This window comes from Bradyrhizobium sp. CCBAU 53338 (assembly GCF_015291665.1).
In the GTDB taxonomy this organism is placed as follows: Bacteria; Pseudomonadota; Alphaproteobacteria; order Rhizobiales; family Xanthobacteraceae; genus Bradyrhizobium.
In genome coordinates, this window is record NZ_CP030048.1 from 3,590,970 (window position 1) to 3,615,786 (window position 24,817).

General features: G+C 61.4%; 33 protein-coding genes and 1 tRNA gene. 29 read left to right on the plus strand and 5 right to left on the minus strand.

Going from position 1 to position 24,817, the window contains the following annotated elements; translation table 11 throughout:
* Window positions 1–23 precede the first annotated feature (23 nt).
* Window positions 24–506, minus strand: coding sequence for an outer membrane protein assembly factor BamE (locus XH90_RS16795; RefSeq protein WP_194482480.1), 483 nt, complete (start codon window positions 504–506; stop codon window positions 24–26).
* A gap of 98 nt (window positions 507–604) precedes the next feature.
* Here XH90_RS16795 and XH90_RS16800 point away from each other — a divergent pair, with 98 nt between their 5' ends.
* From XH90_RS16800 to XH90_RS16915, 24 genes are all read left to right on the plus strand, one after another.
* Entirely contained in the window at window positions 605–1,156 is a 552-nt protein-coding gene (locus XH90_RS16800) for a ubiquinol-cytochrome C chaperone family protein (RefSeq protein WP_194482481.1), read from the plus strand.
* Complete coding sequence (locus XH90_RS16805; protein WP_194482482.1) at window positions 1,153–1,734, plus strand: DUF177 domain-containing protein; 582 nt, start codon at window positions 1,153–1,155, stop codon at window positions 1,732–1,734. The genes XH90_RS16800 and XH90_RS16805 overlap by 4 nt, the downstream gene beginning before the upstream one ends.
* A gap of 297 nt (window positions 1,735–2,031) precedes the next feature.
* Window positions 2,032–3,093, plus strand: coding sequence for a phosphate acyltransferase PlsX (plsX, locus tag XH90_RS16810; RefSeq protein WP_194482483.1), 1,062 nt, complete (start codon window positions 2,032–2,034; stop codon window positions 3,091–3,093).
* The gene (locus XH90_RS16815; RefSeq protein WP_194482484.1) at window positions 3,090–4,070 is read left to right on the plus strand and encodes a beta-ketoacyl-ACP synthase III; all 981 of its coding nucleotides are present in this window, start codon (window positions 3,090–3,092) and stop codon (window positions 4,068–4,070) included. Before plsX ends, XH90_RS16815 begins: the two co-directional genes overlap by 4 nt.
* A 133-nt stretch (window positions 4,071–4,203) precedes the next feature.
* Entirely contained in the window at window positions 4,204–4,545 is a 342-nt protein-coding gene (locus tag XH90_RS16820; RefSeq protein ID WP_018456841.1) for an integration host factor subunit alpha, read from the plus strand.
* Window positions 4,546–4,573: 28 nt separating this feature from the next.
* Window positions 4,574–5,152, plus strand: a complete 579-nt coding sequence (locus XH90_RS16825) for a MerR family transcriptional regulator (RefSeq protein WP_194482485.1) — start codon at window positions 4,574–4,576, stop codon at window positions 5,150–5,152.
* 110 nt (window positions 5,153–5,262) lie between these two features.
* Window positions 5,263–5,340: transfer RNA gene (locus XH90_RS16830), tRNA-Pro, on the plus strand.
* 160 nt (window positions 5,341–5,500) lie between these two features.
* Complete coding sequence (locus tag XH90_RS16835) at window positions 5,501–5,746, plus strand: DUF6074 family protein (protein WP_246755880.1); 246 nt, start codon at window positions 5,501–5,503, stop codon at window positions 5,744–5,746.
* Entirely contained in the window at window positions 5,746–6,630 is an 885-nt protein-coding gene (locus XH90_RS16840; protein WP_194482487.1) for a hypothetical protein, read from the plus strand. The genes XH90_RS16835 and XH90_RS16840 overlap by 1 nt, the downstream gene beginning before the upstream one ends.
* The gene (locus XH90_RS16845) at window positions 6,627–6,968 is read left to right on the plus strand and encodes a hypothetical protein (protein ID WP_194482488.1); all 342 of its coding nucleotides are present in this window, start codon (window positions 6,627–6,629) and stop codon (window positions 6,966–6,968) included. The genes XH90_RS16840 and XH90_RS16845 overlap by 4 nt, the downstream gene beginning before the upstream one ends.
* Entirely contained in the window at window positions 6,958–7,845 is an 888-nt protein-coding gene (locus tag XH90_RS16850; protein ID WP_194482489.1) for a hypothetical protein, read from the plus strand. Before XH90_RS16845 ends, XH90_RS16850 begins: the two co-directional genes overlap by 11 nt.
* Window positions 7,846–7,859: 14 nt before the next feature.
* A complete protein-coding gene (locus XH90_RS16855; protein ID WP_194482490.1) occupies window positions 7,860–8,168 on the plus strand; it encodes a hypothetical protein in 309 nt (102 codons plus the stop codon).
* Between the two features lie 271 nt (window positions 8,169–8,439).
* Window positions 8,440–9,651, plus strand: a complete 1,212-nt coding sequence (locus XH90_RS16860) for a phage portal protein (protein WP_194482491.1) — start codon at window positions 8,440–8,442, stop codon at window positions 9,649–9,651.
* Complete coding sequence (locus XH90_RS16865; RefSeq protein WP_194482492.1) at window positions 9,648–10,163, plus strand: HK97 family phage prohead protease; 516 nt, start codon at window positions 9,648–9,650, stop codon at window positions 10,161–10,163. Before XH90_RS16860 ends, XH90_RS16865 begins: the two co-directional genes overlap by 4 nt.
* A gap of 23 nt (window positions 10,164–10,186) precedes the next feature.
* Window positions 10,187–11,335, plus strand: coding sequence for a phage major capsid protein (locus XH90_RS16870; RefSeq protein WP_246755838.1), 1,149 nt, complete (start codon window positions 10,187–10,189; stop codon window positions 11,333–11,335).
* An 11-nt stretch (window positions 11,336–11,346) separates the two neighbouring features.
* Window positions 11,347–11,772 carry a hypothetical protein gene (locus XH90_RS16875; RefSeq protein WP_194482494.1) on the plus strand — a complete coding sequence of 142 codons (426 nt, stop codon included), beginning with the start codon at window positions 11,347–11,349 and terminating at the stop codon, window positions 11,770–11,772.
* Window positions 11,773–11,839: 67 nt separating this feature from the next.
* Window positions 11,840–12,511: a hypothetical protein gene (locus XH90_RS16880; protein WP_194482495.1), complete on the plus strand. Its 672-nt coding sequence runs from the start codon at window positions 11,840–11,842 to the stop codon at window positions 12,509–12,511.
* Window positions 12,504–12,917: a hypothetical protein gene (locus tag XH90_RS16885; protein ID WP_194482496.1), complete on the plus strand. Its 414-nt coding sequence runs from the start codon at window positions 12,504–12,506 to the stop codon at window positions 12,915–12,917. Before XH90_RS16880 ends, XH90_RS16885 begins: the two co-directional genes overlap by 8 nt.
* Entirely contained in the window at window positions 12,917–13,303 is a 387-nt protein-coding gene (locus tag XH90_RS16890; RefSeq protein ID WP_194482497.1) for a hypothetical protein, read from the plus strand. Before XH90_RS16885 ends, XH90_RS16890 begins: the two co-directional genes overlap by 1 nt.
* A 549-nt stretch (window positions 13,304–13,852) precedes the next feature.
* A complete protein-coding gene (locus XH90_RS16895; RefSeq protein WP_194482498.1) occupies window positions 13,853–14,185 on the plus strand; it encodes a hypothetical protein in 333 nt (110 codons plus the stop codon).
* Window positions 14,178–15,872 (plus strand): terminase large subunit, encoded by a 1,695-nt coding sequence (locus XH90_RS16900; RefSeq protein WP_194482499.1) that lies wholly within the window; start codon window positions 14,178–14,180, stop codon window positions 15,870–15,872. Before XH90_RS16895 ends, XH90_RS16900 begins: the two co-directional genes overlap by 8 nt.
* Window positions 15,873–15,884: 12 nt before the next feature.
* Complete coding sequence (locus tag XH90_RS16905; RefSeq protein WP_194482500.1) at window positions 15,885–16,343, plus strand: hypothetical protein; 459 nt, start codon at window positions 15,885–15,887, stop codon at window positions 16,341–16,343.
* Window positions 16,344–16,659: 316 nt separating this feature from the next.
* Window positions 16,660–17,046, plus strand: a complete 387-nt coding sequence (locus XH90_RS16910; protein WP_194482501.1) for a hypothetical protein — start codon at window positions 16,660–16,662, stop codon at window positions 17,044–17,046.
* An 84-nt stretch (window positions 17,047–17,130) separates the two neighbouring features.
* Entirely contained in the window at window positions 17,131–17,382 is a 252-nt protein-coding gene (locus XH90_RS16915) for a hypothetical protein (RefSeq protein WP_194482502.1), read from the plus strand.
* Between the two features lie 578 nt (window positions 17,383–17,960).
* On the opposite strand, the gene XH90_RS16920 is transcribed toward XH90_RS16915, so the two are convergent.
* Window positions 17,961–18,605: an Abi-alpha family protein gene (locus XH90_RS16920; RefSeq protein ID WP_194482503.1), complete on the minus strand. Its 645-nt coding sequence runs from the start codon at window positions 18,603–18,605 to the stop codon at window positions 17,961–17,963.
* 36 nt (window positions 18,606–18,641) lie between these two features.
* Complete coding sequence (locus XH90_RS16925; protein WP_194482504.1) at window positions 18,642–19,202, minus strand: hypothetical protein; 561 nt, start codon at window positions 19,200–19,202, stop codon at window positions 18,642–18,644.
* A gap of 14 nt (window positions 19,203–19,216) precedes the next feature.
* Between XH90_RS16925 and XH90_RS16930 the strand changes: the two genes are divergently transcribed.
* The 4 genes from XH90_RS16930 (at window position 19,217) to XH90_RS16940 (ending at window position 21,978) form a co-directional block, all read left to right on the plus strand.
* Window positions 19,217–19,855: a hypothetical protein gene (locus tag XH90_RS16930; protein ID WP_194482505.1), complete on the plus strand. Its 639-nt coding sequence runs from the start codon at window positions 19,217–19,219 to the stop codon at window positions 19,853–19,855.
* Complete coding sequence (locus XH90_RS16935; RefSeq protein WP_194482506.1) at window positions 19,852–20,049, plus strand: hypothetical protein; 198 nt, start codon at window positions 19,852–19,854, stop codon at window positions 20,047–20,049. The genes XH90_RS16930 and XH90_RS16935 overlap by 4 nt, the downstream gene beginning before the upstream one ends.
* Before the next feature lie 568 nt (window positions 20,050–20,617).
* On the plus strand, window positions 20,618–20,959 hold the full coding sequence (locus XH90_RS39835) for a helix-turn-helix domain-containing protein (RefSeq protein WP_371748354.1): 342 nt from the start codon (window positions 20,618–20,620) through the stop codon (window positions 20,957–20,959).
* Entirely contained in the window at window positions 20,887–21,978 is a 1,092-nt protein-coding gene (locus XH90_RS16940; RefSeq protein WP_371748367.1) for a tyrosine-type recombinase/integrase, read from the plus strand. The genes XH90_RS39835 and XH90_RS16940 overlap by 73 nt, the downstream gene beginning before the upstream one ends.
* 564 nt (window positions 21,979–22,542) lie before the next feature.
* Here the strand turns inward: XH90_RS16940 and XH90_RS16945 are convergent.
* Window positions 22,543–23,172: a TetR/AcrR family transcriptional regulator gene (locus XH90_RS16945; RefSeq protein WP_194482508.1), complete on the minus strand. Its 630-nt coding sequence runs from the start codon at window positions 23,170–23,172 to the stop codon at window positions 22,543–22,545.
* Window positions 23,173–23,293: 121 nt separating this feature from the next.
* Here XH90_RS16945 and XH90_RS16950 point away from each other — a divergent pair, with 121 nt between their 5' ends.
* Window positions 23,294–24,265 carry an alpha/beta hydrolase gene (locus XH90_RS16950; protein ID WP_194482509.1) on the plus strand — a complete coding sequence of 324 codons (972 nt, stop codon included), beginning with the start codon at window positions 23,294–23,296 and terminating at the stop codon, window positions 24,263–24,265.
* Between the two features lie 157 nt (window positions 24,266–24,422).
* On the opposite strand, the gene XH90_RS16955 is transcribed toward XH90_RS16950, so the two are convergent.
* A complete protein-coding gene (locus XH90_RS16955) occupies window positions 24,423–24,662 on the minus strand; it encodes a hypothetical protein (protein ID WP_194482510.1) in 240 nt (79 codons plus the stop codon).
* Between the last annotated feature and the right edge of the window lie 155 nt (window positions 24,663–24,817).

Genomic DNA, 24,817 nt, shown 5'->3' on the forward strand with positions numbered 1-24,817 from the left:
GCGGCCGAACTCAGCTCACGATCTCAGAAGCTGAGCAGCTTGAACAGCGGCGCGAGGTAGCTCATCTCCTGACCCGACGTCGGCGTGGTCCGGCTGATGGAGTCGAAGATCTTGCCGTCCTGGAGGCCGTAATTGGCAAGCCGGCGCACGCGCCGGTTCTTGTCGAAATAGATCGCGATCACACGTTGGTCGACGACCTTCTGGTTCATGAAGGCGACGGGGCGCTCCGAGCGCTGCGAGATGTAATAGAACACTTCGCCGTCCAGGGTTGCGACGGTGGAGGGCGTGCCCATCACGATCAGCACCTGGTCCTGACTCGCGCCGATCGGAATCTGCTCCAGCGCGCCGGGCGGCAGGATATAGCCTTTCTGGAATTGCTCACCGGTGCAGCCCGCGAGCGCGGCGCCGACCAGGGTCACGGCCGCGAGCATGCGCAGGCCGCGCCAGCGCGCGGAGAGGCCGCGCCGCTTGTCTGCGTGCAGGCTGGTCTGGTTCGTTATCGTCATAGCGGAACTGATTCCGTCCCCTTGCGTCGCGCGAGGCGCTGAAGTACCGGGCGGAGGCTTGGATTGCAACTCGCGCGCGCCCGCTTGCGGAAACCACAATGCTTTGGCCGTTCAATCACTTCAGGAAACCCCGGCTAGCCCCGGCCGGCACCATTGAAGCCATCTATGGCATGATCGTGACGCAGGCGCGAGAACCCATATTTTACCGGGACTTGGGCGTGCCCGATACGGTTAATGGCCGTTTCGACCTGTTGCTCCTGCACCTCTGGCTGTTGCTGCGGCGGCTGCGGACGGCCCAAGGCGGGGTGGAGCTGTCGCAGGCCCTGTTTGACCGCTTCTGCGAGGACATGGACGACAATCTGCGCGAGATGGGGGTGGGCGACCAGACCGTCCCGAAGCGGATGCGGGCCTTTGGCGAGGCCTTTTACGGCCGCGTCCAGGCCTACGACCAGGCGATCGATGCGGGCCCCGAAGCGCTGGCGCAGGCGATCTGCAAGAATATCTTGAACGGAGCCAGCATGGATCAGGCGCGGCTGCTGGCCGCCTACGGGCTGGCCACCAATGCGGATCTCGGCGAGGCCGGCGATCCCGCGCTGCTGCTTGGATCATTCAAATTTCCCGCACCGCTTCGGGAGGATGGGGCGTCATGAACCGACCGATGACCGGATCCGAACCAGATCCCTGGCGCTCGCCGGTGATGGTGGCGCAGATTCCCGACACCGGCCTGCACCGTGCGCTCGAGGCCTCGACGGCAGAACGCCAGGCCTTGGCCGATGCCGCGGGTCTGCGCGACATCCTGTCGGCCCATGCCGACTTCGACGTGGTGCCGAGGAGCGGCGGCCGGATCCAGGTCACGGGCCGCGTCCGTGCCCGGATCGGCCAGACCTGCGTGGTCACGCTCGATCCGATCGAGAGCGAGATCGACGAGGAGGTCGACCTGACCTTCGCGCCCGAGGCCGAGACGCGGCGGCTGGAGGACCTGATCGAGGAAGGGCAGGACGATGAGGAGCCGGCGGAGGTCGCCGATCCGCACGAAGCCATCGTCAACGGAATCATCGATCTCGGCCGCGTTGCGACCGACGCGCTGTTCCTGGCGATCGATCCCTATCCCCGCAAGCCGGGAGCCGTGTTCGAAGCGGAGGTCATCGCGCCCGACCCAGAGGATCATCCCTTCGCGGCGCTGAAGGCCCTGCAGGACAACGAGCAGGGCAAGAAGAAGGGTAAATAGTCGAAGCTTCCCCGTAAGACCTCTGTGTGACGGGACGTGAGGCGTTTGCAGGACTGGTTGGAAAGACCTTCCTATCATTCTGATTTATATGATAATTGTGTGAATTGCCGGATCCGTCGTCGGATCATCCTCAAACCAAAAGGCTGGGGGCAAGAGGTTGTTTCGGGATAGCAAAACGCTATTGTCCGCCCCGGTTCGGGTGCGGCGTGGCGCTTGGCCGGTCGCCATGTCCATGGCGAACCCACTTTGCGGCCCGCTCGTTCGAGACCGCACCAGACCAGGTTTTCCGGGACTTCTATGCCAAGCAAGGTTCGCATCGCGCTGGACGCCATGGGGGGCGACGACGGCGCTGCCGTGGTCATTCCAGGCGCAGCCATCTCCCTCGCGAGGCATCGGGACATCGAATTCCTGCTGGTCGGGGACCGTGCCAGGATCGAGCCCGAGCTCGATCGGCTCCCCCAGCTCAAGAGCGCTTCGAAGATCATCCATACCGACGTTGCCGTCAGCGGCTCGGACAAGCCGAGCCAGGCCCTGCGACGCGGTCGCAAGACCTCCTCGATGTGGCTTGCCATCGATGCCGTGAAGAAGGGCGAGGCGGACGTCGCGGTCTCCGCCGGCAACACCGGCGCGCTGATGGCGATGGCCCGCTTCCATCTGCGGACGCTGCCAGGCATCGATCGCCCGGCCATTTCAGCGATCTGGCCGACCCAGCGCGGCCAGTCCGTCGTGCTCGATCTCGGCGCCACGATCGGCGGCGATGCGCGCCATCTGGTGGCGCTCGCGGTGATGGGCGCGGCCATGGTGAGCGTGGTGTTCGACAAGAAGCGTCCGACGGTCGGCCTGCTCAACATCGGGACCGAGGAGATAAAGGGGCACGAGGAGATCCGCGAGGCCGCCGAAATGCTGCGTGCGATGGACCTGCCGGAACTCGACTATATCGGCTTCGTCGAAGGCGACGGTATCGGCAAGGGCGTGGCCGACGTAGTCGTGACCGAGGGCTACAGCGGCAACATCGCGCTCAAGGCCGCCGAGGGAACCGCGCGCCAGATGGCGGAATTACTCCGTAACGAGATCCAGCGGAGCTGGCTGTCCAAGCTCGGCTATGTGTTTGCCCGCAATGCCTTCCAGGCTCTGCGTGACAAGATGGACCCGAACAAGTCGAACGGCGGCGTGTTGCTGGGTCTCAACGGACTGGTGGTCAAGAGCCACGGCGGAATCAACGCCGAAGGCTTTGCCTACGCGATCGATGTTGGCTATGAGATGGCTCACTACGATCTCCTGAACAAGATCAATCAGATGCTCAACCGCGAGGGTGGTGCACTTAATTCCGTGCAGACCGCGCAGGAGGCTGTTTCGTGACTCAAATTCGTTCGGTCGTGCTGGGCTGCGGCTCTTATTTGCCGGAGCAGGTGGTGACCAACGCCCAGTTGGCGGCGCGCATCGACACGTCCGACGAGTGGATCGTGCAGCGCACAGGCATTCGCGAACGGCACATTGCGACCGAGGGCGAATTCACTTCTCATCTCGCGATCAAGGCGGCGCAGGCCGCGCTCTCGGATGCCGGCGTGGACGCCCAGTCGATCGAACTGATCGTGCTCGCCACCTCGACGCCGGACAACACGTTTCCCGCGACCGCGGTCTCCGTGCAGCACGGGTTAGGCATCAACCACGGTGTGGCGTTCGATCTTCAGGCGGTATGCTCGGGCTTCGTGTTCGCGCTTGCCACGGCCGACAATTTCCTGCGCACCGGCGCCTACAAGCGTGCGCTCGTGATCGGCGCCGAGACCTTCTCGCGCATCCTCGACTGGAACGACCGCGGTACCTGCGTGCTGTTCGGCGACGGCGCCGGCGCGGTCGTGCTGGAGGCGCAGGAGCAGCCGGGCAATCCCGCGACTGACCGCGGCATCGTCACCACGCATCTGCGCTCCGACGGCCGCCACAAGGCCAAGCTGTTCGTCGACGGCGGACCGTCCTCGACCCAGACCGTCGGCCACCTGCGCATGGAGGGCCGCGAGGTCTTCAAGCACGCGGTCGGCATGATCACCGATGTCATCGTCGACGCCTTCCAGGCGACCGGGCTGAATGCCGACGGCATCGACTGGTTCGTGCCGCACCAGGCCAACAAGCGAATCATCGACGCCTCCGCCCACAAGCTGCACATCGCGCCGGAGAAGGTGGTGCTGACGGTGGACCGTCACGGCAACACCTCCGCGGCCTCGATCCCGCTGGCGCTGTCGGTGGCGCGCAAGGACGGCCGGATCAAGCGCGGCGACATGGTCCTCCTGGAGGCCATGGGCGGCGGCTTCACCTGGGGCTCCGCGCTGGTGCGCTGGTAAAGCCACATCGATAAAATTTTGCCGGAATCAGCGCCCAACATCGATGCGTCTGCATTGATGAGCGGTGTTGACCGCCGTATCGTAACCTCATAATTTCAGACAACAATTGTTCGCCGTGATGTGGGGCAGGGCGATGACCGATCAAAGTAAAACCGTAACGCGTGTGGATCTGTGCGAAGCCGTCTACCAGAAGGTGGGACTGTCGCGCACGGAGTCGTCCGCCTTCGTGGAACTCGTGCTGAAGGAGATCACCGACTGCCTTGAGAAGGGCGAGACGGTGAAGCTGTCGTCGTTCGGGTCCTTCATGGTCCGCAAGAAGGGTCAGCGCATCGGCCGTAATCCGAAGACCGGCACCGAGGTGCCGATCTCGCCGCGCCGGGTGATGGTGTTCAAGCCGTCGGCGATCCTCAAGCAGCGGATCAACGCCCAGCACCGCACCAATGGCGATGCCAGCAAGGCTCAACCCGAGGCGTAAAATCGCGCCTCCGCGAAGGATTTGGCATTTGGACAAGGCGCCGGATGCGTTCCGAACCATCAGCGAAGTAGCGCAGGAACTCGACATTCCGCAGCACGTGCTGCGGTTCTGGGAGACCCGCTTCTCCCAGATCAAGCCGATGAAGCGCAGCGGCGGCCGCCGCTACTACCGCCCCGACGATGTCGACCTGCTCAAGGGCATCCGCCGCCTGCTGTACGGCGAGGGCTACACCATCCGCGGCGTGCAGCGGATCCTGAAGGAGCACGGCGTCAAATCGGTGCAAGGCCTGGCTGACGGCTCGGCCGCGGTCTCGTTCGGGGCGATCGAGGACGCCATCGGGGCGAGCCTGATGGAGCCCGACGACGAGGCGCCCATCAAGGGCGTCGCCGATACCGACGATGACGACTACCAGGGCGACGAAGAGGAAGGCATCGACTTCCGCTTCACGGAGGTCGACGACGAGGAGATCCTCACGACCTTCCGCAAGGGCGGCACCGCCGCCGCGCCCATCGGCCCCAGCGCGCTGGACCGGGAGCGGCTGGAACGGGTGCTCGGCGACCTCGTCGCTTGCAAGGAGATGCTGGACCAGGCCCTGAAGGACGGCTGAGCGGCCTTTGGCCGACTTTGCGGTCCGTTTCCTCGGCCTTTCGGCCAACACACCAAAATGGCGCGGCTCGCCTTGCGCATCGCGCCGATCCTAGCTAATGGAACGACGTTCGGAGCGTGGCGCAGCCCGGTTAGCGCACTAGTCTGGGAGACTAGGGGTCGGAGGTTCAAATCCTCTCGCTCCGACCATTTTCTTCCTGAGAGATCAACGACTTACGTCTGCGCGCATTCTCGCGCGCGCTGAGGATTTGGGAACGAAACGGCACCGGTTTGCACCGGTTGGCGCCAAAAGTCCCGAAATATCCCCGAAGACCGTTCTCGGAGCGTTCGCTACGGGAGCGCGGTCGTGATGGCGGATCTGATTCCATTTCCGGCGGCTCGCCGCTTCGACCTCGTGGCCGGCATTACAAGACGCGCTTTGGAATTGTCGCCAGAGGCTGGCGAGAAGCACATCCAGAGATCGCTCGACCTGCAAGCCACCGTCATGCGTCGCAAGGGCATCGGTGAGAATCTTATCGTTCGAGACGTCGCGGACCTCTCGGCCGCGATTCGCGCGGGCATCTGGCAAGCCGTCATGAGCCGGAAGGAAGGCTGATGGCTGACCCATTTACGAAGGCCAAGCTCGCCCTTCTGGATCGAGCAAATGCAGACCCTTGCCTAACCCACCTGGACTTTCGTGTTCTCTACTACCTGACCAGCGCCATGGACCGGACGACCGGTGTGGCTCGGCGTCGTCAGAACGTCGTCGCCGAGGCCCTCGGAACCAAGGGTGCTCGCGGCATCCAGAAGTCCATAGACCGCCTAGTGGCCGGCAGCTACCTGGTCGTTGAGAGCGGCAGATACGCTGGTCAGGCCAACTCATATTCGCTGCCAGAGTGGCTGGAGGGTACGAACGCCGGTTCGTACCCGGTACGAACGGAAGCGCAACAGGGTACGAACACAGGTTCGCAGGGGTACGAACCGCCATTCGTACATGATACTTCCCTTTCTTTATCCCTTGTTGAATCCCCTGAGAGTGAGAGAGCGCGCGCGCGAGGGATTCTTCTTCCAGAAGATTTCAAGCTCACTGACGAGAACTATATCTGGGCACTCGACTTGCTCGGCGTTCCCGAGGCCGTCGACAGATCGCTTGAGCGATTTAGGGATCATTACCGACAGGTCGCAGGCGGAGCCGCATATTCGCGAGATTGGCAGAGCAAGGCTCGCCTTTGGATCGGCGCCGACGCTCGCGAGCCATTCGACCGAGCTGTCAAGATGAAGAGGGCCAGGATCAACGCGGCGGTGGATCGCGCGGTCAAGGAACTCGACGGGACACTGACACCCACTGAAGCAGAGTGGCGAGCCGTCCTCAGTCACTACGCCAAGACTGAGCAGTGGACACGCTATGTGAATCGATTTGGGCCAGACCCGACCTCGCCTGCGTGCCACGCACCAGCCGAACTTCTCAGCGAATACGGGATCAGGAAAGCAGCCGCATGATCGACCAACCGCAAGAAGCATTCTTGGCGACTGCGTACACCCACGTCGACAACGGTTGGAGGCGGTCGTTCTCGTGGACGTGGTCCCGAACGCGGAACGACTGTTTCGAAACAGTCTATACGCGACCAACAGGCGGCGGCGGGCAGCGTGTAAGGGTCCGCGTCCACAAAAGCTACATCAAGGACGCGACCGCGGCGATCTTCGAGATCAACGGCCAGTTGAAGCAGGAGGCGCAGGCCGAGGACGAAAAGCGGCATCGGCGCCGTCGCCGTCGTCCCCGGCCCGGGAAGAGAGCGCGCGAAGCAATGCGACAGGTGGCGGCCGTCAATGGTCAGTAAGGTTGAACAGGTCTTCGATCAGATTCTAGCTCTCGTCGCCAGTGGAATGACGATACGCGATGCTCTGAAATCCCGTCCTGAGTTCCCCCCAAATCCGACCTTCAAGTCATTCGCATATGGCGGTGATCCTCAGCGACGAGTTCGCTTAGAGGCTGCGAAGGCCGCCGGTAAAGTCGCGGCGGCTGGGCGCTATAAATCGCGCTCTTTCACGGTGGAAAATTACTGTCGGTCTCTCGATATCATCTTCACAAGTGATCCCGCTGTTCGCCTGGAAGATCTGGATTACGAGAATGGGCCACCGTACCACACGTTACGATATCGCGCGGTGCGCGATGCAGCATTCGCCAGCCGTCTGAACACGGCCATGAAGGACCGGAAATGGGGCGGTCGCGCAAGGACATATTCCGACGCGCAAGTCGATCAGGCGATCAACATCATTCGAACTGAAGGCCACGCGCGCTATCGCGAGTCGCACGCGCAGCGCGGGCTTCCCCACTACTGCCAGATCCTGCGCCGAGCGGAAGGTGACCCGGCTCTGTTGCGACGTTACCAAAACGCCGTGCGTGCCTGGGTTGATACCTCAGGTGAGCTTCATCGCACTTCATTGCTGGCGAACCACATTTATCGCAGCATTGATGATGCTGTGCCCCGTGGCATTGAACGCGCCGACCGTGAAGACGTGATCTCTGACCTCTTCGAACAAGTGATTTCAGGCCGCATACCGATCGACAACGTCGCGTCGTTCGCAAGTGAATTCGTTCGGCGACACGATCGAATGTTCTCCCGGCATCGCAATCGATCGTTGGACGAGCCCGTTTTCAATGGCTCGCGCATCGATTCGGTATCGGCTGATTCGCCGGAAGTGTGGGGATATTGATGCGAAGGGGAGACATGGTGCGTGCCGGCGGTTCTGCGCCAATGCTGATCGTGGGGGAGGATGGTGGAACGGCAACTTGTGTGTTCGTGGATAGCAACGGGGCGATAAGGAAACGATCGTGCCTTGTCGGCCAGTTGACGCCGCTTTGGCTCTCGCTCAGTCCGAAAACGACTTGGCCAGATATTTCGCAGATCGACGTGATCACTATCGAAAAGGAGGAGCGCGATGCTGCCTCAGCACGCAAGGCAACCCGAGCCGCATCTCGCAAGGCAGCGCGCAAGGCTCGCCGCAGCAACCGCATCAGGCGGGGCCGCAATGCGTGAAGGCGACGACAAGGTTATAGGCGCGAAGGCCATTGCATTTGAAATGGGCTGCTCAATTCGAACGGTTTACCGACGCGCGGAGGAACCGGACTCTCCCATTTACAAGCCCTGCGGTAGATACCACGCGTTCAAGAGCGAGCTGCGCGATTGGGCCAAGAGAAAGCCGGAGTGTCATGTTCTGTCAGGTTTTGGCAGGTAGTGGCAGGTTTCAGGAATAGAGATCCGGCGGCGCTCCGACTTACACATGATGTAGGCGGAGAAGATAGCTCGTTTGTTCGATCGGCTGAAAAACATCTTCGGCTTCGGCCAGAAGTCCCTCTATGACCCTGCAAGCTGGCAGGCGCTAATTGATTTTGGCGCGCAGACCGCTGCGGGCATTCTCGTATCGCCGCGTCTTGCAGATCGCTGTCCGGCTGTTCACGCTGGCAAGCGCATTCGCTGCGAAACTCTCGCGACGCTTTCGCTGAAGCTTTATCGCCGCAATGGCGATGCGAGCGAAGAGGCCGTCGACCATCCTCTGTACAACCTACTGCATGACCGTCCGAACGGATGGACTTCCGCGACTGAATTCGTCACTGCGCTCGAGAACGACGTCATCGACCACGGACACGGCTACGCCTTTGCCAATCGAGTTAACGGCAAGATCATTGAGCTGATCCGCCTCGACCCCACGTCTGTCGCTGTCACCTTCGACCTGATCACGATGGAGCCGACATACCGGGTCACCGTGTCCTCGGGGCCGGCGCGAGAGTATAGCTGGCGCGACATCCTTCATGTCTCGTCCTGGAATAAGCGGTCCGCCGTCCGCGATTGCGCGGAGGCTATCGGCCTTGCAATTGCGCTAGAGCGGCACGCCTCCAAAATCCTCGGCAATGGCGCGCGTCCGTCCGGCGTCATCAAGGCGAAGACCAAGCTTAGCGACGTCGCGTATGCCCGGCTCAAGAAGTCATGGCGTAACGAGCAGTCTGGCGAGTCGGCAGGCGGAACGGCCATCCTCGAAGATGGTGCAGAGTTCGAGGCGCTGACCTTTTCGTCGGTCGACCTTCAATTCCAGGAAATGCGCAATTTTCAGATCCTGGAGATCGGTCGAGCTCTCGGGATTCCTCCTACACTGCTTTACGAGCTCGGCCGCGCGACCTGGGCTAATGCAGAAGAGATGGGGCAGGCCTTCCTTAGCTTCACCATGCTGGGCCGCTGCAAGCTCTGGGAGGGCGCCATCTCCCGGCTGCTGACTGAGGAAGAGCAGAAGGTCTATTACCCTGAATTCCTGACCGACACGCTAGTCCGAGCCGATCTTGCTGCCCGCTTCGAGGCGTTCGCCAAGGCCTGCGGCGGCCCGTGGATGGCCCCTGACGAGGTCAGAGCAATCGACAACATGGGTCCGATTGACGGCGGAGCGACGCTGCGTCCGCCGGCAAATGCCGTAGGCGTGACGCCGGACAACAAGCCGGCGCCCAAGCCCAGCCTGCAGGTGGCCGCATGAACGGCAAATTCGAATTCAAGGCCGATATTGCGGTCGACGATGCCGGAGTGATCAGTGGCATCGCCTGGCCCTTTGGGACACCGGACAGGGTAGGGGACGAGATCGCCCCGGGCGCCTTCAAGTCGGCTAAGGCGCCGTTGCCGCTCTTGTTCGCTCATGACCCATCACAGCCGCTGGGGGCATGGGATCAACTCGAGGAGACCGCCAAAGGTCTCCAAGTCAAGGGCCGGCTGCTCGTCGACGACGTCGCCCGGGCCAAGGAAGTCCGGGCGCTGGTCAAATCCGGCGCCGTCACCGGCCTGTCGATCGGCTTCATCACGAAATCCGCCCGTGCACGCCGTGGAGGCGGGCGCGTCATTAAGGCCCTCGACCTGGTCGAGGTCTCTCTCGTCACCGTGCCGGCGCATCCCGGCGCGCGCGTGACATCAGCGAAATCCGCGACGGCTCTAATCGCGCTGGCCGACGCGATCAACCGGGCCAGCGCAGCCCTCCAACCGAAAGCATCCAAATGAGCTTCCACGACCACAAGCGCCGCATGCTGTCCGGCGCGATTGAACTGAAGGACGGCGACGAAGATCCGGCTGCGATCGTGCAGAAGGCGCTGGAAGACCTGACGAAGTCGGTCGACGATCGGCTTAAGTCGGTCGAGGGCAAGACGATCGACCACAAGAACCTTCAGGACCGCCTCGACAAGCTTGAAGCCAAGATGAACCGCCCCGGCGCCACCAGCGGCAATGAAGATCCTAGCGCCGAGATCGAAAAGAAGGCTTGGGACGCGTTCATCCGCCGCGGACCGGAACGTCTTTCCTCCGATGAGGCCAAGTCTCTGCGCGTGTCTGACGACACGGCGGGCGGCTATTTGGCGCCGGATTCCTACCAGCAAGAGCTGGACCGCAATATCGTCCTGTTCTCTCCCGTGCGTTCCGTGGCGCGCGTTATGTCGACCGGCTCCGGTGCCGTCCGTTGGCCCAAGCGTACCGGTGGCCTGACCTCTGCATGGGTGGGCGAGACCGACGACCGCTCGGAAACGACCGTGACCTTCGGTGAGAACCGCTATGAGGTCCGCGAGATCGCCGCTTATGTCGACGTGTCGAACGCCATGCTCGAGGACTCGTCCTTCGACATTGGCGCGCTGCTGGCCTTCGAATTCGCCGAGGACATGGGCGCTAAGGAAGGAACGGCGTTCGTCAATGGCGCCTCGCAGTTGTCGCCGATTGGCTTCATGCAGGACAGCAACCTGTCCTATACGCCGGGTACCGACGCCAGCAACGTCAAGGCCGACGGCCTGATCGATCTGTACCACGCCCTGAAGGCTCCTTACCGCGCCAACGCGGTCTGGGGCATGAACAGCGCTACGCTGGGCGCCATCCGCAAGCTAAAGGACACAGCGGGCAACTACCTGACCGCGATGCAGGGCATCAACAATGCGCCGGTGACCACGATCCTCGGTCGCCCGGTGGTCGAGATGCCGGATATGCCCGACGTGGCCGGCAATGCCTATCCGATCATCTTCGGCGACTTCTCGCAGGGTTATCGGATCTTCGATCGCGTGGCGCTGTCCATCCTTCGCGATCCGTACAGCCAGGCCACCAAGGGCATGACCCGCTTCCATGGTCGTCGCCGTGTGGCCGGCGGCGTCGGCAAGGCCGAAGCCATCCGCAAGCTCAAAATCGCAACCTCCTAAGGATGACCGCAATGCGCGATCAGGCAAACAACATCCATCTGAAGACGGCGTTCGCGCCGGCCGCGGCCGTCACCGACAACACGGCCCAGGTCAGCGCCATCCTCGACGTGCTGGGTTACGGCTCGGCTACGTTGGCTTTCGTGACCGGTACCCTGTCGGACGCCGACGCGACCTTCACGGTGCTGCTCGAAGAGAGCAACGACAGCGGCATGAGCGGCGCCGCTGCCGTGGCCGACAAGGACATGATCGGTACCGAGGCTTTGGCGAGCTTCACGTTCGCAGACGACGGCGAGGTCCGTAAGCTCGGTTACATCGGTTCGAAGCGGTACATCCGCGCGACGATCACGCCGTCCGCAAACACGGGCAACCTGTTCTTGGCCGGCATGTGGATTCTCGGCAAGCCGTCCAGCGTGCCAACTGCAAATCCGCCGCAGTAAACCAAACGGCCCCTGCGTCCCTCTGCGATGGCGCATATTCGAGAGATGCGCAGGTGCCTGAGCGGGTGTGGCGAAGCTCAGTCTTCCCCGCCGGTTTGACGTCGAACAACGTCACACCCGCTTTTCCTTCGAGATCCAGGAAATGATCACCGTCACCGTTGCGGCCACTGACCTCAATCTGACCCGCCTCGACACCGTCAAGGCGGAGTTGGGCATCGTCGATCGTGCATCTGACGAGAAGCTCAAGAAACTGATCGGTCAGGCAAGCGGCGTCGTCGCATCGTATTGCAACAGGGCGTTTGCCCTGGAGACAGTGCAGGAAACCTTCCGGGTTCGCTGCGGTACCCATGGCCTCACCACTGGCCGATACCCGATCACGGAAATAGCCTCGATTGCCGAAAACGACACTCAGCTTTCGGATGAAGACTTCGAGGCGGATCTCGAAGCTGGGATCATCGAACGCCTGCGCTCCGGCTGCGTGGTGAGGTGGCCACAAGGCAAGGTCACGGTCGTTTATAGCGCCGGGTACGAGCTTCCGTCTGACGTTCCAGAACCCGTCGAACGGGCCACCATTGAGCTCGTGAAGCAATTCTACGCCTCTGGCGACCGCGACCCGCTCGTCCGCAGCGAAACGGTCGAGGGCGCCGGCAGCACCGACTACTTCGCACCGTTTACCGGGGGATTCACCCCAGAGGTCGAGGCGTTGCTCGAACCCTTCAGGAAGCTCTCCAATGCTTAATCCAGGCGACTATACGCTTGCCGCGCTCGGCATCACCACTGCGCTGACGGGCCAGGCTCAGACCTCGATCCAGGATCTTGAGGGAATGAACGCTGCCACGATCGAGGCGCAATTCGCCTACGGGTCGGGCGGAACGAGCTGCAAGGTTTGGATTCAGACCACACTTGACGCCGGCCAGACATGGCTTGACGTCGCCTGCTTTGCGTTCACCACGTCGAGCGGGACCAAGGTCATCAATCTGTCCGGCCTTACACCCGTGACCACTGCCGTCGTTCCGACTGATGGCTCGATGGCAGACAACACGGTCCAAGATGGCGTGCTCGGCTCGGCGCTGCGCGCCAAGATCACCACCGTGGGCACCTACGCCGGCAGCACCGCGCTCAGCGTGAGGGCCTGCGTCCGCTAATGAACCGGCTGCTGTCCCAACTGAACCGGAGGCTGGATAAGCGCGGCGAGCCTGTCTGGCTGCAGCGCGCCACCTCGGGGACCAACGTCCGGGCTGAGGTGCCTGCCATCGTGCGCGCGCTCACTGCGGAACAGTTGATCGGCAACATCACCCAACAGAGCTTATTCATCATTATTTCGCCAACGCATCTATTCGATCGCAAGCAGTGGCCTGGTGGCGTCACCCCTACGGTGCAGACGTTCGGCATCATCGATCCAACCGACCCACGCTTTCCTCGCACCAGTGACGCCATCTTCGTGCGTGGTCCTCAGCGGACGCTTACCAACGTCAAGCCGGTCTTTGACCGCGGCGAGTGCATCCGCATTGAGCTGAGCTGTACGGGGTAGCGCCATGCCAATGCGTGCACCACGTATCTGCGTCTGTGGTCTGCGTGTGGCTGGCGGTGCTCGGTGCGTCTGCCAACAGGAACGCAAGGCCCAGGCCGATAAGCGTAGACCATCGGCACGAGAGCGCGGCTACACCACCAAGTGGGAGCGCGAGAGCAAGTCGTTCTTGGCGCGTCCAGAGAACCAGCGCTGCGCCTGTGGCTGCGGCCGATTGGCCGACATGGTCGACCACATCATCCCCCACCGAGGCGATCAGCGGCTGTTCTGGAGCCGGTCCAATTGGCAGCCGCTGGCCTCGTCACCCTGCCATTCCAGCCGGAAGCAGTCGATCGAAGCGCGGTCCGCGCGAGGCACTATGGGGCCCCCGGGGGCATCGCAGACTTCGGCTTGGGGGCCTGGGACCGGTTCCGGGATCGGATTTTTGGCCATGCAGGATACGAAAACGGGAATTGAGCCATGAGCAGGCCAGGCCCCAAGGGAAAGCCCCCGGAGCTGAAGGTCATTTCGGGCACAGATCAGCCCGTTAGGCGCCGGGAAAGGGTGGTTTCCGTGCTCGACGGCCAGCCGGTTAAGCCCGCCTGGCTGAAAGGTCGAGCGGCCAAGCTGTGGGCGGAGAAGGTCGCGACATACGTCGAGCGCGGCCAGTCGGTGGTCGGGTGTGAGAGCGCTCTGGCTCAATATTGCTCGCTTGAGGCATCCCTGATCGAGCAATTCGTGAAGAAGCTCACCCCGCCAACCAGCCAGCTCTCCGCTTACCGCACCTATGCGGCGGAGTTTTTCGACACGCCGGCATCGCAGATCGGATCGCCGAAACAGCCCAAGGCGGGCAAGTTCGCCGGGAACGGCCAGCCTCCGCCACCGGAAGGCGGCCCTTGTGCGTGATTATCCGGGCATCGCCGAGCGGTATTGCCGGGACGTGATCGCCGGAACGGTGGTTGCGGGCAAGTGGACGCGCCTTGCATGTCGGCGGCATCTCCGCGACCTGGAGCGCGCCGCCGACCCGACGTTTGCCTACACCTTCAGCGCCTGGCACGCCTCCGACGTCTGCGACTTCATCGAGAAGCTGCCCCATGTCGAGGGCAAATGGGCGTCACCGACCATCACGCTCGAGCCGTGGCAGGTGTGGTTGCTGGTGTGTGTGTTCGGATGGCGTCGGAAGTCAGATGGCGGCCGTCGATTCGAGCAATCCTATATCGAGGTGGCCCGCAAGAATGCCAAATCGGCTCTGACGTCGGGTGTGTCCCTGTATTGCCTAACGTGCGACGGCGAAGTCGGGCCGCAGATCAAGACAGCCGCGACGACCGGCGGGCAGGCGAGGATTGTGTTCGACGTAGCCAGTAAGATGGCGCGCGCGACGCCGGATCTCAGGGAAGCATTCGGCCTCGAGGTTATGGCTAATTCGGTCGTCTGCCACCAGAACAACGGCAGCATTCAGCCGATCAACGCCAAATCCTCCACGCAGGACGGTCTGAACCCGCATTTGACCGTGGTCGACGAACTCCACGCGCACAAAGACCGCTCGCTGTTCGACGTGCTCAGGTCTGCCACTGGCGCGCGGAAAAATCCGCTCATGTGGGCCATCACGACGGCCGGCTATTCCACCGTTGGCGTCTGCTACGAACAGCGGGACTATATTTGCAAGGTGCTCGAGGGCGTGGTCGAGGACGATACCTATTTCGGCGTCATCTACACGCTGGACGAGGGCGACAATCCCTTCGATGAGCGGGTGTGGCCCAAGGCTAACCCGAATCTCAATGTATCCGTCGACATCGAAAAGATGCGCGCATATGCGCGGCAGGCCAAGAATTCACCGGCCAGCGAGGGCGAGTTTCGGACCAAACGGCTCAACCTCTGGCAAAATTCACACTCGACTTGGCTGTCAATCGAGCAATGGAAGGCGTGCGCCGACACGGCGCTGAAGATCGACGACTTCGCGGGCGAGCTGGCCTGGATCGGCATCGATCTGGCGGACACGAACGACGTTGCCGCGCTCCTCATCGTCTTCGAGCGTGAAGGTGTTCATCACGCGTTCGCTCGCTTCTACTTGCCGGAAGACCTGGTCGAGATTTGCGCTCACCGCACCACAACGCACTACAAGGTGTGGGCTGACCAAGGCTTCATCACTACGACCAAGGGCGACTTTATCGACCACAACGCGATCGAGCAGGACATCCGCGCACTCTGCGAAGCGCACCAAGTGATGAGTATCCGCCTCGAACACTACGGCTCAGCGCAGATCGCTGCAAACCTCATGGAAGACGGTCTCCCGGTTGAGATCGTTCATAAGAAACCAGAAACCTACAGCGAGCCAGCGAAGCTGTTGGAGGCGTGGGTTGAGATCAAGAAATTCCGGTTTGATGGCAACCCGGTGCTGACGTGGATGGCTTCGAACTGTGTCGTCGATCGCCGCGTCAACGGTTCGATCCTGCCGAAGAAAGAGCACAAAGACAGCCCGAAGAAGATCGACGGTATCGATGCGCTGATCATGGCGATCGGCGCGGCCACTGCTGGCGAAAGCCGCTCAGCATACGATTCGGACGATAGGGCAGAGGGCATCCTGCATGTTTGAACGAGCTAGATTATGAGCACAACACGCGACGCGCTGGTGGCCATACGTTCACGACTGGAAGCCGACGACAGCGGCATAACCATTCCGTTGCGGTGGCATGGCGAGCCGTCAGATCCGCTATCTGATGAACCGGAGCCCTTTGGCTACGTAATCTTCAACAACGAGGGTTCAGGCAATGGGCCGATTGAATTCGGTGGAGGCAGAGGACAAAACCGCTACAGGAGCAACGCGACCGTAGAGGCTTACGTCTTTGTGCCAGCGCAATCGGGCTTGCCGGCCGCGCTGGACCTCGCTGAGACCGTCGCATCGAGACTCCGCAGTTTCAGGGACGATACCGTCTCTTGCTTCTCTGCCGATGTCATCCCGATCGGCGGCGGCTCCAGCATCGCACCGCCCGGTCTGGACAGCGACGTGTCGAACTTCGTCGCCGCCTTGGCCGAGGCGAGGGTTACGTTCGATCAGATTGGGTAATGGAATGCACAGCCCCCCGCTAATTGATCACACCATCACCGGAGATTTTTCATGAGCATCCAACCATTCGTTGGTCGTCCGTTCTTGCTGGGCCCCGATCCCCGTGTTCAGGCGGGCTCCGGCATCGTCACGACGGGCCTGACCCTTAACGCCGCTAACATGTCTGTGGTTTGCATCGGCCGGGTGCGTACATCGGACGGCGCCTCGCACACGATCGACACAACCGGCTCGTCTAATCTCGCCTTCCGCTCGGGGGCGCCGAACACGTTCGCCAACGGCGGATCTACGGTCAAGATCGGCATCGCGACTGTCGGGTGTGGACTGCGACTTCGTCCTCTACAGCGACCCGCTGGGCACGCCCGGGGCGCAACGCACGGTGTCGATGGTGGCCAAGACCCAGTACCAGAGCAGCGGCCAATACGTGTTCGAGACCTTCTCGTCGCCGTATGACGTTCCCGCCAATACGCCCATCGGAGCTGTGCTGAAGCCCGGCGCGTCGAGCGCGACCGCGTTCTATAAGACGCTGAATCACGCCGATCACCGGATCGCGGAGGCCTATGGCACTAGCGGTTACGGAATTAGCCGCAACACAGGCGCCTTCTCAAACGACAATTCCAGTCTCAACAACTATTACATTGGATTGATGCTGAGCGGCTTCGACGGGGGCGGTGGCACGTCGATGTACGGCGTGATTGGGGGGTGACTTGGCGACCACCAGGTTGAGCAAAAACCCGGTGGCATTTAACTGTTCAACATCGGCCGAGATGGCCGAAATAAGGAGACGCAGATGACGCGCGTTGAAACCGTTGTAACTGACAAATGGATGATTGGTCTCATAGCCGACAACCCAGCTAGGCCAACGGTTTTGATTTTTGAATTCGAAGATCGCGAGAACATCTCCCTTGCGATCTTGCCTCAGAATGCAATCGAGATTGCGAAAGCGATCTTGGCGCAATACGAAAATCCGCCGCCGCCAGTTGAGCGATATGAGCCATCCTTAGACCCTAGCTTGCCGGTGCCGCACAGGTTTTCTCGATGAGATCAGTCATCGAGTGACCAGCTATCATCATTCCCTCTGGACCGATCGGCATGATACGCCGCCCCTCCGTGAGTTTCAGTCTGGGTAGCACCCAGGTTTCTTTCATGACGATGTAGCCTGGGCCGGTTCGTTGCACATTGGCGCAAATCTGCGGGTTCAAGCGAGGGGCCGGTTGGCGGTACTCAATCGTGGCGGCTAGCATTACTGCGAAAATGATCATGGGTGCTCGGGCACGAGGGAAGGGGCGATAACGTAATCCGCGGCCCTGAGGGGCTAGGAGGTGGGGAGTTACGTTCGATCTGATTGAGTAGGATACACCCGCGTCTTGCGTCCTTGTAGCCACTCGACGGCTAGCCATCCCTTGTTTGTGATCTTGAAGGTGCGGCCGTGCAACGACCGGTCACCTTCAATCGCCAGCCCTTTTGCGATGAGTGAGTCCATACTTTTCTGGCCTACTCCACTGGCCTTTGCCAAGGGCTCAAACCCTATGGCGACCCTCGAAAATATTCTGAGAGCCTTTTTGTCGGACGCCGTGAGGCTTCTCCAGTCCTCTTCATCGAAGGTTGCTAGATCATCCTTCATCGTGGCGCCCGTCGTTTGGCTTCGAGCGGTGGTGTCGCAGATGAGGCGATCATTATCTCTTGTCCATAAGGGGTGATCATAAAGCCGCTGTTGGGATTTTGCCGCAAGCAATTGAGTTTTACGAGGTGTTCGACGGAGAATGACGCGGCAGATTGTCTTAGATGATAGGCTGCAGCTAAATCACCTTCGTTGAAGTAGGGCTTGCTGGCGTCAAGCCTATTCATCGCAAGCGTCATCGTAAGAATATCTATGGGGTGCCACGCCCGGACGGTTTCCACGAAGTCTGGGCGAACGAGGTCGGCGTAATCTGGATCCATTGCGTTGGCGAGAAGCGCCGCGAAAATCTCCTGCAGTTCTTCACGCGGCTCGCCTTGCGCCGCCTCGAGTAAGGGGACGGCTAGGCTCTCCGGAATTGGTGTGGTTTTGTCAGCAAGATCACGCTCTTCAATGATGCGCTTTGTCTTCCTCTGGAACTGATCTAAGTTCCGCTCGCGAGCCTGCGCAATGCGATCGCCGATCATCCAGTTGTAAATGTTGCTGATCGCGGGACTTGCCTTGTCGACAAGATCGACGACTTTGCCAGTAGCCTTGGCGGTTTCCGTGATCGCCTTCTCATACGGCATCTCAGGGCGCTCGGTCATAAACCATCCCTCACTAGGCGGTCCGCCTTATTCGAGCTATTTTCTTGATTGCACCACCTCTTGAAGGTCAGCCACGGCCTGCGCGGTCTCCTGTAGCGTTCCTATAAGAGCGCGCAGCAAGTCGTTCGTAGTATCCTGAGTTTCCTTCTGCTGCATGATCGCGGCCCTGAGGTCGACCAGGGCGTCGTACACGTTGTCATCCATCATCCCGCTCCCTTGGCGATGCAGTTCGGATAATCGCTCAACCTCAGCGGGCGGGCAAGGGCGCGCGAAAGCCGCCCCAGAGGGGCTTGGCAATCGCTGCAAATCAGGAATACGGTGCTGGCGGAGCGTCGAAACTCCCGCCAAAGACCCTTGCCGGGGTCCGTTTGGCACCAGGGCGATGGCAGGGCGATCCTTGCCGGGATCAACTGTCGCCATCGATTTAGAAACGCGCTGGTCAACCGCCAGCGTGAACGGCAGCACTATGCCGGGCAGGCGGCGGTTATACAAGACCCGAAAGGGAAAGACCGTCGCGCGTCGTCTCTGGCGGCGTTTCGAACTGCTCCCGGCGCCAGTGCTGACCACTGGCACACTACGGCCGTCGAAAGCCGTCAATCCAGAGACCGCCAATGAAAAATCACGCCGCAGAGGCCCTTCCGGAGCCTCAAGAATCGTTCGCCGCGCTGTCGGCTGCCGTGCACCCGGCATGGCACCAAGCCATCATACGACTCGCCAATGCCTCCGAGAGGGTTGCCTTTCGCCTTGAGGCGTTCATGGGGACACCAATCGACGGAGGGATGGCGCGCCATGCCCGGGAACTGGTCAAGGATCTGATCGACTTCCTGGACCAACTCGAGGCAGATCCTGACCTCGAACCATCTGCTGGCGGCTCCTGCACCGACGAGTGCGAGGAGATCGGCGACACCGAGCCCAGTTTGGGCAGTCTCGACCGGGCGATAAACCAGGAGCAATGGAGCAAGGGCCATTCATGGGGGCCGGGTGACGCGGACCTGGAGCTAGACCGGAGCGACGACGAGCCCGCCCTCGGAGCGACCGAAAACCATCCCAGCGCACCGGCGCCCATCGTGATCGGGCACAAAGGGCCGGGCGCGTCTTCGCACCAATACCGCGACAATAGCGGGTCTCAGGTCTTCTGGTCGTTATCCGGGCGCGACGACCGGGAGGACGAGGTCGACACAGGGATTGGCGATCAGGACGGTTTGCTCGAGCAAGTCGGCGCCGCTTGGAAGGGCGGAGGGATGGCATGAACACCATCAGCGAAGACATCATGGTCGTCGTGGATCTCACCAACCTGCTTGTGGTGCTATTGGCACAGCCCGACGCTGAAACTGCGATTGATGGGATGCACAAGGTTGCTCAGGTAATCTCTGACCGCGCGCGGTCGATCCAGGATCAGGTTGAGAGGCAGGTCGGCCCGCGGCGGGTGGCGCGCGTCCGGTAAATTGTCCTCGATGCTCAAGACGCCCGGGACAATCCCGGGCGTCTCTTTTGGGACCACCGGCGCGAACTAGGGCCGAGCAACAGCCAAGCAATTGCTCTGATTTTGCTTCGGCGAAATTTTGTAAATCCTTACAACGACAGCGGGGCGGCGCCGGGAGTAGGGTCATCCGGTAAACCGTTGGGCAACTTTTGGGATACTGACTGTTGCACTAACGGCGATCTACGTTCCGAGCCGGCAGGTGTCTCATCCCAGCTATTACCGGGGATAACCCGTACAAACTATGCAGCCCATGCCGTTTGGCCTTATGGCTCAATCCAAGTCGACTAACTGGCATCAATGTAATGTAGTTTCCGTACATGCCAAATCATCAAACCATTTGACCATTTGGCATGTGCGGAACAATGGTTTTTTAGCGAGAAATGAAAGGCGGATCGGGCTTGGCGCGCGGTATATGGCCGGGGACTCGGACAACCGCTGTTTCATAGGGGCCATCCGAGACACCTTGCGAGCCACTCGGTCGCAGGTATGAAGGGCGAATGCCTGGAATGATTTTATGGGAAGCCCTCACATGATCGACACAGGTTCGATCCTCCAAGCGGCCCCGGTCCTGCCCCCGAAGGATGCAGCACGCTATCTCGGCGTGTCGGTCAAGACGCTTCTCGCCTTCGTCCGCGATGGCGAACTCAAATACATTCATCTGGGCCGAGGCCGGAAGAAGATCCGCCGCGGTTTTGATCTTCAAGACATCGAGGAATTCAAGCAGAGTCGCACTCGGAGGGATATGCCGTGTCAGTTTACAGGCACAACATCAGCGGCATCTACCATTTCGACTTCCAGATCAAAGGTCATCGGTTTCACGGCTCGACGGGAGTTAAGAATGAGCGAGAAGCGCAGGCCATCGAGCGTGTAGAGAAGGCCAAAGCTCGCAAGTACGTTGAGGCCGCAGGCAAGGCGAAAGCGTCTCTGCGGTTGGACGATGTCGCCGACCGCTACTGGGAAGAGATCGGGCAGCACCACGTCGGTAGCGACACCACCGAGCGCGATCTGGCTCGGCTCATCGAATACTTCGGGCCGGACAAGCTGCTTACTGACATCGACGACGACGAGGTCACGAAGCTTGTCGCTTGGCGGAGAGGGCAAAAGGTAGTCCGTCGCAAGAAGGTCGATGGTCGGATGAAACAAGACCCGGAGGCGCCATTGGTGTCGCCGGCAACCGTGAACCGGAGCACCACCGAGGTGCTGAAGAAGTTATTCACGCGCGCCAAGGCTTGGCGGGTTCAATTCGACCACGAGCCGGACTGGAAGAAGCACTGGCTCCCGGAGCCCGAGGAGATCACCAGGGAGCTAAAGCCAGACGAGCTCGAGCGGTTCGACGCGACGGCGCGCGAGGACTACCGGGACATCCTCGACTTCGCAGACGCATCCGGGGTGCGGCTCAACGAGTGCCTTTTGAGGTGGTCAGAGGTCAACTGGCAGGGCCAGCAGATCGTCAAGCAGGGGAAGGGCGGCCTGAAGATCACTGTCCGAATCACGCCCCTGATCCGATCGATCCTGTGGCCGCTCCAGGGCCACCACTCCGAATTCGTGTTCACCTACGTCGCGAAGCGCACCAGGAAGGACAAGTGCCTAGTCAAAGGGCAGCGCTATCCGGTGACGTACAACGGCCTAAAGACCGAGTGGAAGCGCCACAGGGCGCGGGCCGGTGTCGAGGGCTTCAGGTTCCACGACAAGCGCCACGACTTCGCTACGAAGCTCCTACGCGACAGCAAGAACCTGAAGCTAGTCCAGAAGGCGCTCAATCACCGGAACATCAAGACGACGCTGAAGTACGCGCACGTCCTCGACGAAGAGGTCGGCAGCGCGATCGAGGCGATGCAGGAGAAGCGGGAAAAGTCCCGAAATTTGTCCCGAAGCGCGTCGAAGAACTAGCCTAACCCACTGAAGGATAGACCTAATTATGTTTCTGGCAGACCATCCTGGGAGACTAGGGGTCGGAGGTTCAAATCCTCTCGCTCCGACCATTTTCTTCAAAGAGATGAGCCTAACCCTTGCGCGATCGCTGGTCGTCAAGCGATCTCCCGTATTCCGAGCATACTGTTTCATTGGCCCGTGGGCACCGGCTTCGGGGACGTGGCTGCTCCCGCAGGAGCGCTGCCGCGGGCCCAGGTCGGAAGGGCGAAGGCAAGTTGATACTGCCCCATCGGGTCCACGAATGAGGCTTGCGCGTTCTCCAGACGCCGGGTCAACCCGCTGGCGTTCAGGTCGAGGGCGTCGACGGCCAAAAGTGACATCGACACGCATGCGATCGTCGCTGCAATCGCGATGGCCCTCCATTCTGGTGACTCAATCATGTGACTTTCTAAGGTATTTTCACCTGCCGGGATAGATAGGGCTCCCGCACGGGATTCAACCCCCTCGCACGGCGCGCGCACGCATTTTTGAAGCCCGGCAATTCTGCAACGAGGCGGCCTTGAGGCTTGCTGATGGCGACGTCTAGGCGGATGGTTTCAAAAACCCCACCACCATCCTTGTCGTCTCATCCACCAGCGTCCGCACGGTCTTCTCCGCGAGCATCGCGGCCTGGTTCAGCACCGTGTTGTGCGCGATCGCCTCGATCGCGCTGACACAGACGAAGGCTGCGATATCGAGGTCGATCTTGCGCATCTCCTTGCGGCGGCTGTCGAGATAGGCGCGCACCAAGGTGTGGACCTCGCGGTTGAAGGCTTCGACGTCGAGCTTTCCGGCGCGCGGGATCTGCTCGGCGAGGACGCGGTGCAGTTCGGGATTGATGCGGTGTGCATCGATCGCGACGGTGACGAGGCGGCGCACGGCCTTCTCGATCGGCATGTCCATGACTTCGCAGAGTGTCGTGCGGACGATGCCCATGATCTCCTCGTGATGACGGTCGATCACGGCTGCGACGAGGGCCTCCTTGCTCGGGAAATATTGATAGAGCGAGCCGACGCTGACGCCGGCGATTTCGGCGATCCGGTTGGTGCTCGTCTTCTCAAAGCCTTCGCGCACCAGAATGCGAGCAGTTGCCTCGATCAGTGCGTCAACCGTGGCGCGGGACCGCTCCTGCGAGGCATTTTTCCGGGGATTTGTCGGGGGCTTGCGCGCCATGATCCTGCATTCCGAATGCGAGTAGGAAAAGCGAGTGAATGCTCGCATTATAAGTGAGGTCGGCGGCCGATGGATAGAAGCAAGATGGCAGCGACCGGGCGCAGCAGATGAGGGCAGGACGATGAGCGTTGCGAAGATGCTGTCGATCGGGCGGCTTTGCGAATGCAATTTCTCGCTGGCGAAATCTTCAGCCGATCGCGCGCCGAGCCTGCAGAGCCGCCTTTTCAACTTGCTGCTCGGGCTGCTTCCCTACAAGCAGCAGCTTGCCTCCGCCGAGGCCGTGCAGGCGCATGTGCAGAAGCTCGCGCTGCAGCCGGCCTCGCATGAGCCTGCGGGGCTTGGCCGCGGCGTCGATGCGACGCTGACGAAGATGGGCGGATGGCCGGTCTACTACACCGCGCCCGCGTCGGGCTTCGAGGGCCGTAATCACGTCATGTTCCTGCATGGCGGCGGCTATATCAACGAGATCGTGCCGGCGCATTGGCGCCTTGTCGGTCAAATGACCCGCAAGGCGAGCGTCGTCTGCGTCGTGCCGGTCTATCCGCTTGCACCGCGCGCGACCGCGAAAGACGTCGTGCCGGCGACAGCCGAGTTGTTGCGGATGCTGCTGGAGGACGCAGGGCCCGCAAAGGTCACGGTGGTCGGCAATTCGGCCGGCGCGGGCCTTGCCGTTGCCGCGTGCCAGTGGTTGCGCGACCGCGGCCATCGGCAACCGAATCGGCTGGTGCTGATCTCGCCTGCGGCCGACGCGTCCGTCAGCCGCCCCGAGCAAGCCGAGATCGCCGTACGCGATCCGATCCAGGACATTCCCGGCATCATCGAAGCGGCGCGGCTCTATGCCGGCGAGCTCGATGTCGGCCATCCCTTCGTCAGCCCGCTCAGCGGCGCGTTCCGCTCACTCGCGCCGATGACGATCTTCTCGGGCACGCGCGATCTGCTGTACCCTGACAGCGTCGATCTCGCCGCGCGGGCGCGGGCGGCTGGCGTGTCGGTCGAGCTGCATCTGTGGCGCGACCAGCCGCACAATTTCGCGCTGATGCCGACGCCGGAGGGGCGGCGCGCGCGTGCGATGATTTTGCAGGCGGTGGCTTAAAGAGGGAGCGTGACTGATGTCACGCTGCGCGCCGTCCCGTGCGAGACTTGTAGCTGGCGAGGCTTTGTAGCTCGTGAGCCTTGGCGCTGATCGTACCGCGCGGAGGAACGACAGCGGCCCCCGGGCGTCTCCTCGGTATCAGTAGTTTTGCGGGGCCTTAGGCGTGGCCCTTGATCTCGTAATGGCCCGGCACGCACTTGTAGCGCTCGAGGCGCCAGTTGTTGTGATAGATCGGATGCTCGTCCATCCATTTTGCCAGCGGGGCCTGTGCGCCGACGGCACACGCCATCATCGACATGTCGGGCGTCATATTGCTGTCGGTCACGATCTCCTCGACACAGCTGCCCGAGGCAGCAGCGCCAAGCCGGCAGAGTACGGCAACGACGGTAATGAACATTCCAGTCACCTCATTGGTAGTTTCGACCACGAGGAGGATGCAAGCCGAGTGCCACAGCCTGTGTCGTAAACGACACGTCGGCCAGGCCTGCGCGTCCAGCGTTCCCCATTGGACGATTCGGATTGTAAAAAAATTGCCCCTAAACCGAAGCCGGA